Annotated in this window: 4 protein-coding genes and 1 pseudogene; 4 read left to right on the forward strand and 1 reads right to left on the reverse strand. The window is 72.7% G+C overall.

Features of this window, described 5'->3' with window-relative positions; translation table 11 throughout:
* Positions 1 to 99: 99 nt before the first annotated feature.
* From ABT288_RS39840 to fxsT, 3 genes are all read left to right on the forward strand, one after another.
* Positions 100 to 1635 carry a VMAP-C domain-containing protein gene (locus ABT288_RS39840; protein WP_351618854.1) on the forward strand — a complete coding sequence of 512 codons (1536 nt, stop codon included), beginning with the start codon at positions 100 to 102 and terminating at the stop codon, positions 1633 to 1635.
* Positions 1636 to 1646: 11 nt separating this feature from the next.
* Positions 1647 to 2729, forward strand: coding sequence for an AAA family ATPase (locus ABT288_RS39845; RefSeq protein ID WP_351618857.1), 1083 nt, complete (start codon positions 1647 to 1649; stop codon positions 2727 to 2729).
* Between the two features lie 75 nt (positions 2730 to 2804).
* Positions 2805 to 7262 (forward strand): FxSxx-COOH system tetratricopeptide repeat protein, encoded by a 4458-nt coding sequence (fxsT, locus tag ABT288_RS39850; protein ID WP_502972945.1) that lies wholly within the window; start codon positions 2805 to 2807, stop codon positions 7260 to 7262.
* A gap of 61 nt (positions 7263 to 7323) precedes the next feature.
* On the opposite strand, the gene ABT288_RS39855 is transcribed toward fxsT, so the two are convergent.
* A complete protein-coding gene (locus ABT288_RS39855) occupies positions 7324 to 8646 on the reverse strand; it encodes a cation:proton antiporter (RefSeq protein WP_351618863.1) in 1323 nt (440 codons plus the stop codon).
* A gap of 271 nt (positions 8647 to 8917) precedes the next feature.
* Between ABT288_RS39855 and ABT288_RS39860 the strand changes: the two are divergent.
* Positions 8918 to 9284, forward strand: a pseudogene (locus ABT288_RS39860) (hypothetical protein); the annotation flags it as partial.

The raw sequence follows: 9284 nt of genomic DNA on the forward strand, positions 1-9284 counted from the left end.
GCCGGTGATTCCGGTCCCACTGGTCCCTGGTTAACCGCAGGTAGCCGTGCTAACTTCGCTGGTCGGTCAGGCAGATGTACCGGCTCAGGGGGAAAGTCGGTGGAGACAGGAGCGGGATCCGGCGACCTCGGGGGCTGTGCCGGGCAGGGCAGGGGTTGGGAGCTGCTGTTACAGCTGACCGACGCGCTGTGTCTGCTGGGCTGCATGGAGGACGCGCCGGGGCGGGCCCAGTTCGCCGCGATGCTGGCGGACCAGTTGCAGCGGCCGGTGGATCTGCGAGGCGTCAAGCTGCGCGAGGACGTCGCGGCCCTGGTGCGCGCGGCGTTGAACGTGGCGGGCGGCGAGCGCGTACTCGTCGGTGTGGTCCGCATCCTCGAGGGGAGCCCCGCCGGTGACGAACTCGACCGTCTGATCGAGCCGGTGGTCTTACCCGGGGCCGCCCCCGACATTCCGCCAGGCCCGCTGTCCCCGGCCGAGGAGGCCGAGGCGCGCGCCCTCCTCGCCCGGGGCGAGCTGCCGGCCCGCCGGCTGCGGGACGACCTCGTCGAGGAACTCAACGGTCTCGACCTGCCCGCCGGACTGTCCCCGGAGCAGCTCCTGGCACACGTGCTCGAATGGAACGCGCAGCCGGACGGACTGCCGCCCGCCGTCCTCCTCCTCGACCGGGCGTCCCGGCTCGCCCGCACCCGCTCCCACCGCATCGCCCTGTCGGACTGGGTCGACGACTGGGCCCAACGGGCCTGCCTGTCCGGCGAGTTGAAGGAGCGCCGCAGCGCCCGCCCCGACGCCCCGGCCGATCCCGAGGTCCCGCGTTGCCTGATCGTCGCCGTGGAACCGACCCGCGACGGCAGCGGTGAGGTCGTCGTACGGTCATGGCTCAACACCACGCAGGGCCGCTGGGATCCACAGCCGGGCGAACCGGCCACCACCACACTGGCAGGCCTGGGCACGGCCGTCGAGACCGCGCTGCGGCAGGGCGCCCGGCTCTGGTCGGTCTCGCGTGAGCCGGACGCGGGGGAGCGCCTCCTGCCTCCGCCGTACGTCGAGTTCGTCCTTCCGTACGATCTCCTCAACCACGATGTGGCGGGATTGACCTACCAGATCGGTGACGGGCGTCCCATGCCGCTCGGCCTGAAGTACGGGGTGCATCTGCGCAGCCTCGAACGGATGCGCACCGACGACGCGGTGGTTCTCCAGCAGTGGCGGGAGCGCTGGCTGGCACTGCGGCGGCACGGCGTGACCGTGCACGGCTGGAGCGAGCCGGACGGCGGTCGCCTCGACGCCTGGCAGGCCGCCCTCGCCGGGGAATCGCTGAGGACGGCTGTGGTGCTGGACGCGCCGGCCGACGTCCTGGCGATGGACGCCCTCAAGGCCGCGATCGCGGAGGGGATAGGCCTTGCCGTCTGGGACCGCAGGGGCGTGTTCGACGACGAGCGCAGAGAGGTGGTGACCGCTGTGTTCGCGTCCGTGCAGACGCCGGCGCAGATCCCGGTCGCGATCCACCGGCTGCGGCAGACCGCGGTGCTCCATGCCAAGGGGCCGGGACGCTTCCTCGGTCGACATATCGGTTTTCTCTGGGATGATCCCAATCGGGTCGTCGATCTTCACCCCGCTGACCCGGACCTCGCCAGCTAGGAGGCATCGGCATGAGCGCGCAGGAGCAGACGGTCGTGAACGGCTGGCGGGTGTTCCACGCCACCGGCCGGGCACCCGACGCCCCGCCGAGGCTGCCGGAGGCGCCACCCTGGCGGCGCTTCCGCGGCGGCCCGGCCCAGCCCGCCCCGCCGGACGACCAGGCGGCCGCGCTGCGCCGGCTCGGCCCGGGAGACGTCACCCCGCAACTCGGCGCGGACGACGTCGACACCGTCAACGCGGCCCTTCTGCTGCGCCGGCCCCTGCTGATCACCGGCCCTCCGGGCGTGGGCAAGTCCACGCTGGCCTATGTCATCGCGCGCGAACTCGGGCTCGGGCGGGTCCTGGAGTGGAACATCGTCAGCCGGACGACGCTGCGGGACGGCCTGTACGTCCATGACGCCATGGGCCGCGCCCAGGCCATCGCCGCCTGGCAGGCCGGACTGCGGGGCGGGACCCCGGACCGGGCGGGCGCGGGAGTCAATGTCAACGTCACGACTTCCTCGAGTGACGGTCAACTTCCCCCAGTTATCGGGGACTTCATCACCTTGGGTCCCCTGGGCACCGCTCTGCTGCCCTACGATCGTCCGCGTGTGCTTCTTGTCGACGAGCTCGACAAGAGCGACATCGACCTGCCCAACGACCTGTTGCACGTCCTGGAGAACGGAAGCTATGAGATCCCGGAACTGGTGCGTGACGCCGCGGACTCCGCGTGCGTCCACACCAGTGACCCCTCAGGCCGCGCCGAGCTGGCCGACGGGCGGGTCGAGTGCCGGGAGTTCCCGGTCGTGGTGATCACCAGCAACGGGGAACGCGAGTTCCCGGCGGCGTTCCGCCGGAGGTGCCTGCCGCTGGAGATGCGCACCCCCACCCGGGAGCAGCTTCTGGCCATGGTCGAGGGGCACCTCGGTGCCCTCCCGCAGGGCGCCGAGGACCTGGCGGACCTGTTCGTGCAGCGGGTCCAGGCGGGCGGCACCCACTCGCTGGATCAGTTGCTCAACGCTGTCCAGATCACTACTGCGGGTGGTTTTCAGGTGGACGGCGACGGGCGTAAGCTTCTGGAAATGCTCCTCCGCGACCTCGCGAAGGGCCGCTGAATGACTCCCAGGGAGCACGCATCCGGGCTCGGCGACGAAGGTCCCGTTTCGGGGTCGTCGTCGCCCGCTTCGGCGATGCCGGAGGCAGGCGCGTACGCGCGTGAGCACGGTGCGGCGCTCCCCGGCGCCCCGGAGTCCGGCACCCGGGCGTCGGCCCGGTCCCACCCCTCGGCCGGGGCGGAAGGCCCGGAAGCCGAGGAGCGGTTCGCGCCGCATTGGCAGGAGATCGCCGACGCCGTGTGGCTCGCCGCCCACTGGAGCCGCGACGGTGGCCCCGCCGTGGCCGGGCAGGGGCAGACGGGGGAGCGTACCCGCCCGCTCCCGGACCGCAGGAGGGCACGCCCCGAGGCGCCCGCGGACCCGCCCGCCGTGGGCGACCCGGGCCCCGTGACGACGCCCGCCGTCGATGCCGGCATCCGGCCGGAGCCGATCCCGCCCCGCGATCCCGCCGTCCCCACCGCACCGGCGAGCCCCGGCGAACGCCTCGTACCGGCACAGTTGTTACCTCACCCCGAGGGCCCCTACAGCCTGCACGTCGGACGGCCCTTGCTGCCCCCCGAGGTACCCGCGCAGCCGGGACCCGGCCGGGCCACCGCCCTGCTCGCTCGCGCCCTGCACCGGCTGGCCCGGCGCATCCCCTCCCGCGACACCCTGGAACTGGACGAGGAGACCACCGCCGAACAGGGAGTCGTGGACGGCATGTGGATGCCCTTCCTCCGGCCCGCCCGCATCTCCGCCTTCGATCTGGTCCTCCTCACCGACGCGGCCCCCACCATGTGGATCTGGGAGGACACGGTCGCCCGGCTCGCCGAGGCCGCCGAGCACAGCGGCGCCTTCCGGGCCGTACGCACGGTGCGGGTGCAGGTGCCGCGCACCGGCTCCGCCACCCTGCGCTGGCCCACCGGGCGGACCGCCGCCGACCCCGGCGAACTGCTCGACGGGCGCGGCGGCCGGGTGTTCCTCGTCGTCACCGACGGACTCGCCCACGGCTGGGCCGCCCCCGCCGCCGACGACCTGCTCGGCCGCCTCGCCCACGCCGGACCCACCGCGCTGGTCCACCTGCTGCCGCCGCACCTGCGTCACCGCTCCTCGCTCTACCCGTACCCGGCGGCCCTGGAGGCCGGCGGCTTCGGCGCCCCGAACCAGAGCCTCGGGCACTGGGCACCGCCCGGCGGACCCGACCCGCTGCGGCCGCTGCCGGAGGCGGGCGACGGCTCCGTGCCGGTGCCCGTGCTGTCCCTCAAGCCGGGCTCCCTGGCCGCCTGGGCCGACCTGGTCACCGGTGAGCGCGGGGTACGCCGCTCCCTGCCCGTCGTCCTGGCCGGCACCCTCACCAAGGGCGCGCCCGCGCCCGGCCTGCGCGCCCCGCGCTTCCCGCGCGCCGCTCCCGCCGCCGTACGCCGCTTCTTCACCCTCGCCACTCCGGCCGCCCGCCGACTGGCGACCCAACTGGCCGCTGTCCCCTTCGAGTTCGACCTGGTGGAGCAGTTGCGGCGGCGCACCATGCCGGAGACCGGGCCCGGGCATCTCGCCGAGATCCTGATGGGCGGGCTGATCGACTGGAACAGCGGCGGCGAGGGACGCCCGGAGTTCGCCGACGGGGTCCGCGAGGCGCTGCTCGCCACCACGACGCGCAGCCAACTCGCCCGCACCGTCAGCGTGGTGGGCGACCTGCCCGCCGCCGGCGCGCGGGGCGTCGCACTGCGTGCCGCCCTGCGCGACCCGATCGGGACCACCCTGCCCGACCCCGCCGAGCTCGGCTGGGCGCGCAGCGAGCTGGCTGTGATGCGCGCCCTGTCGGGGCCGTACTCCGAACGCGCCAAACGCATCGAACCGAATCTCGCCACGCGAACGACCGATGCCGCCGAGCGGGTGAAACGCGCGGGCGGCGCGGGATCATCCGGCGGCGGAGAAGGCAGTGTTCCAGCGTCGAGCGTCCCCGAGGAGCCTGGAGAACCCGTGCTGGTAACCGACGCCACCCAACCCGAAGCCCCGGAGGCTGAGCCGCTCATGACGAGCACCACGACCGCAACGCCGGCCCTACTGGTGAACGTGCCCCTCAGGAACACGTCGTTCGTCGGCCGCCAGGCGCTGCTCAGGGCCGTGGAGGAGCAGCTCGCATCCCAGGACACCGCGGCCGTACTGCCGAACGCGCTGCACGGGCTCGGCGGTGTCGGCAAGTCCCAGCTGGCACTGGAGTACGTCTACACCCACCAGCACGACTACCGGGTGATCTGCTGGATCCCGGCCGAGCGGGAGAGCCTCGTCCTGACCGCGCTCGCGACCCTGGCGGCCCATCTGGGCGTCGCTCCGACGGCGCAGGACAGCGCGGGTGCCCCCGCCGCGAACACCGCCGTGCCCGCCGTCCTGGAGGCGCTGCGCACCGGGGCGCCGTACGACAACTGGCTGCTGGTCTTCGACAACGCCGAGGACATCGAAGCGGTGCGCCAGTACTTCCCGACCAACGGTCCGGGCAAGGTCATCATCACCTCCCGGAACCGCGCCTGGGAGCGCGTGGCGACCTCCCTGCCGGTGAACGTCTTCGAGCGCGAGGAGTCCGTCGAGCTGCTCCAGAAGCGCTCGCCCGACCTGAGCACCGAGGACGCCGGCCGCCTCGCCGAGGCACTGGGCGACCTGCCGCTCGCCGTCGAGCAGGCGGGCGCCTGGCGGGCCGTCACGGGCATGCAGGTCGCCGAGTACCTCGACCTGCTCACCCAGCGCAGCCCGGAGATCCTCGAACTCGACCCGTCCCCGGACTACCCGGTCTCCGTCGCGGCGGCCTGGGACATCTCCCTGGAGCGGATCCTCGAGAACAACCCGGGTGCCCGGCAACTCCTCGACATCTGCGCCAGCATGGCCCCTGAGCCCATCCCGCGGTCCATGCTGCGCGGCAGCCGTGGCGTGAACATCACGCCCGAGGTCGACCCGCTGCTGCGCGAGTCGATCAAACTCAACCGCGCCATCCGCGACCTGAACCAGTTCTCGCTGGTCAAGGTGGACCCCCGGTCCGACACCCTGCAGATGCACCGCCTGCTGCAGACCGTGCTCCTCGCCAAGCTGGGGCCGGAGGAGCGGGAGCGCATGCGGGACGCCGCCCACCAGCTGCTGTCGGCCGCCAAGCCGGGTCCGCCGGGGTCCTCCCTGGAGTGGCGCGCGTACCAGGCGCTGTTGCCCCATGTCCTCACCTCGCAGGCGGTGACCAGCGCCGACACCTATGTGCGCGACCTGGTCTTCGACACCGTGTGGTTCCTCTACTACTGGGGCGACCACGTAGGCGCGGCGAACCTCGGCCGTCAGGCCTGGAACGCGTGGCTCGCGGCCTCCGGCGAGGAGAACATCCATGTCATCCGCATGACGAAGAGCTTCGGGTTCCTGCTGCGCCAGATCGGCCAGGTTCCCGAGTCCATCCCGCTCACCGAGCGGGCGCTGGAGACCTCCCGCCGCATCGAGGTCGAGCCGGAGGAGATGATCGACTCCCTGTGCGAGATGGCCGACGCGTACGGGTACCAGGGCCGGTTCCGGGAGGCACGGGACCTGACCAAGGAGGCCAGGGACCTGGCGCGCTCCCTGTTCGGCCCCGACGACCCGCTCACGATGCGTGCCACGCATGCCTACGGCGTCGACCTGCGGCTGTGCGGGAACTTCCGGGAGGCCCTGCCGCTGGACCAGGAGAACGCCCGGCAGCGTGACCTCTTGCTGGGTCCGGCGAGCTTCTTCACCCTCAACACCCTCAACGCCCTGTCCATCGACATGCGGGAGTCCGGCGACTACCCCGGCGCCCGCGAATTCCAGGAGGACGTGCACCGCCGCGCGCGGAGCACCATGGGCGAGGAACACCCGCTCACCCTGCGCATCGCCCGCAACCTCGCGGTGTGCCGGCGCCGGGACGGGGCGCTCGAGGACGCCCGCAGCCTCTGCGAGGACACGCTGCGGCGGTTCAACCACCGCTACGGCCCGGACCACTTCGACTCGCTCGCGACCGCGACGAACCTGTCCGTGGACCAGCGCCTGGCCGGAGACCTCGAGGCCTCCCGCGACCTGGCCCAGGAGACCGTGCGGCGCCTCGAACAGCGGCTCGGGGAGGACCACGCGTACACCCTGCTGGCCAAGGCCAATCTGGCCGCCACCCTGCGGGCGCTCGGAGCCCTCGACAGCGCGCAGGAGCTGGAGGACGACGCCGCCCGCCGGCTGGCCGACACGGTCGGCTCGGAGCACGTCACGTCGCTGAGCGTCGCGATCGGCCAGGCCAACACGGCGTCGGCGCGCCTGGACTTCGAGCGGGCGCGCGAGATCGACGAGGCCAACCTGCCGCGGCTCGTCGAGATCGCGGGTGAGAAGCATCCACTGACCCTGTCCTGCACCGCGAACCTCTCCCTCGACCTGCGCGGCCTGGGTCGCGGGGAGGAGGCGGACGAGCTCCAGCGCACGGCGGTGGAGGGCTTCGCCGGGGTGGTCCGTGGCGACCACCCCTGGTTCAACGCGGCCCGGACGCGCCGCCGCATCGAGTGCGACATGGCGCCCATGCCGCTGTAGGCCGACCGGAGCCGGGCCTGCGTCGTGCGCAGGCCCGGCCGGGGGCGGGATCCCGTCCGGGTCAGCTCATGTCGGCCGCGGGGGCGGTCGGCGCGCCGTCCTGCGGGTGCCGGAGCGACGGTTCGGGGGGCGGTACCGGACGGCCGTGCCTGCCCCGGTCGGCCCGGCTGCGGACCAGGATGAGCAGCGGCTGGGTGAAGAGCGTCGTGGCCAGGGCCATGAAGACCAGGACCGTGTAGAGAGGCCTGCTCAGCAGGTTCGCCTGGTAGCCCGCGTTGAGGGCGATCAGTTCGGTGAGGCCGCGCGTGCTCATCAGGACGCCGACGGTCCACGCGTCTGCACGGTCCAGCCCGCTCAACCGTGCCGCCGCCGTGCCGCTGCCGATCTTCGTCGTGGCCGCCAGCAGCGTCACCACCACCAGGACGGCCCACCCGGTGCCGTCCATGCTGCCCAGGGCGACGGCCTTGCCCGAGACGACGAAGAAGAACGGCACGAGGAGATAGCTGACGGTGTGCAGCGCGCGCATCAGGTCCGGATCGAGGGTGCCGTCCTCCTCGCGGGGCACCACCGCACCCGCGAGCAGCGCGCCGAAGATCACATGCAGTCCGAGCGCATGTGTCACCGCGGCCGACGCGAGGGCGAAGCCGGTCAGCAGCGCCAGCCGCAGCGAGGGCTCCATGCTGGTGCGCCACAGCAGCCTGCGCAGCACCGGCCGGGCCGCCACGAGCATCAGCGTGATGAAGCCGGCCCCGAGTAACGCCCGCCACCCCCAGCTCAGCGTCTGCCCTGCGCGGTCGCCGCCCAGCAGAGCGCCGGCCAGCACGGTCCACCCGAGCACGTCGAGCAGCCCGGCCGCCGAGACGGCCACCACCCCGGGCACCGTGTGGGACATGTCGTTCTCCCGCACTATGGCCGTCAGCACCGGTACCGCCGTGATCGACAGGGCGACCCCGGCGAACACGACCTGGGCCGGTGTCGGATCCGGCATACCCAGACCGCGCAGCTGGTCCTGGAAGAGCAGGGCACAGCCGCTCCCCGCCGCCATCGGCACCACGAACGCGGCCACGGCGACGGTCACCGCCGAACGCGCGCGGTCGCCGAGGACCTTCAGATCCAGCTCGTAGCCCACCGCGAACAGGAACAGCACCAGGGCGAGCTGTGCGAAGCCGGTCAGCGCTGTGTCGATCTCCTTCGGAAACAAGAAGGCGTGCCCGTCCGGCCACACGCTGCCGAGGAGTGAGGGCCCGAGAGCGATGCCCGCGGTCAGCTGGCCCACGATGTACGGCTGCTTCAGCCGCTGCGCCGCCCAGCCCGCCGCATGGGCGACCACGAGGATGAGGGCTGTGGCAAGCAGGATGTGCATGACCGACTCGTCAGGGCTCACGCTGTCCCCCTTGTGTCCAGGTGCAGAGGCCGTCCGTCCGGCCGGTTGTGGGTGTCACAGCTCTCGCAAGTTTGCTCGATCCCAACTTCCATATGATACTGGTAAGTTGACGCCAGGACGGGAGTCGTACACGGCGCTCCACAGGTGTCACGGGGGGCACATGACAGCGGTCGTCTTCATTCATGGGACGGGTGTTCGCGAACCTGACTTCTCTGCGCTGGCCGCGCGCGTAGCGGCCGGGCTGACCGCACTGCGTGGGGGACTTCGCATCGTGCCCTACTACTGGGGAGGCACGCACGGCGCCACGCTCGCGGCCGCCGGTGCGAGCCTGCCGCCTGAGGCGGGCACCACGCGTGGACTCAACGAGACACCCGCCGCTGTGGACACCGGCGACGACCCGACCGCGGCCTGGGCCGCGCTCTACGCCGACCCCTACGCCGAACTCGCCCTCGCGGCAGCCGGAGCGGAGCCGAAGGGCGAACGTCCGCCCGGCTCCGTACCGCCTCAGCAACAGCTCCAGGCGCACCTGGCCGCGCTCGCCGCACTCGGCGACACACCCGCCGCCGAACTGGGCCCGGGGCTCGCCCGCGCCGCCACCGACCTGGCCGCCCACCCGCTGCTCGCGCCCGCGGCCGAGG

The sequence above is a fragment of the Streptomyces sp. NPDC001093 genome (assembly GCF_040298985.1).
Lineage (GTDB): Bacteria > Actinomycetota > Actinomycetes > Streptomycetales > Streptomycetaceae > Streptomyces.

What these genes read in the sequence shown, in the direction of transcription:
- ABT288_RS39845 (WP_351618857.1), top strand. Translation starts at nt 1,647, where the DNA reads ATGAGCGCGCAGGAGCAGACGGTCGTGAACGGCTGGCGGGTGTTCCAC.
- fxsT (WP_502972945.1), top strand. Translation starts at nt 2,805, where the DNA reads ATGCCGGAGGCAGGCGCGTACGCGCGTGAGCACGGTGCGGCGCTCCCC.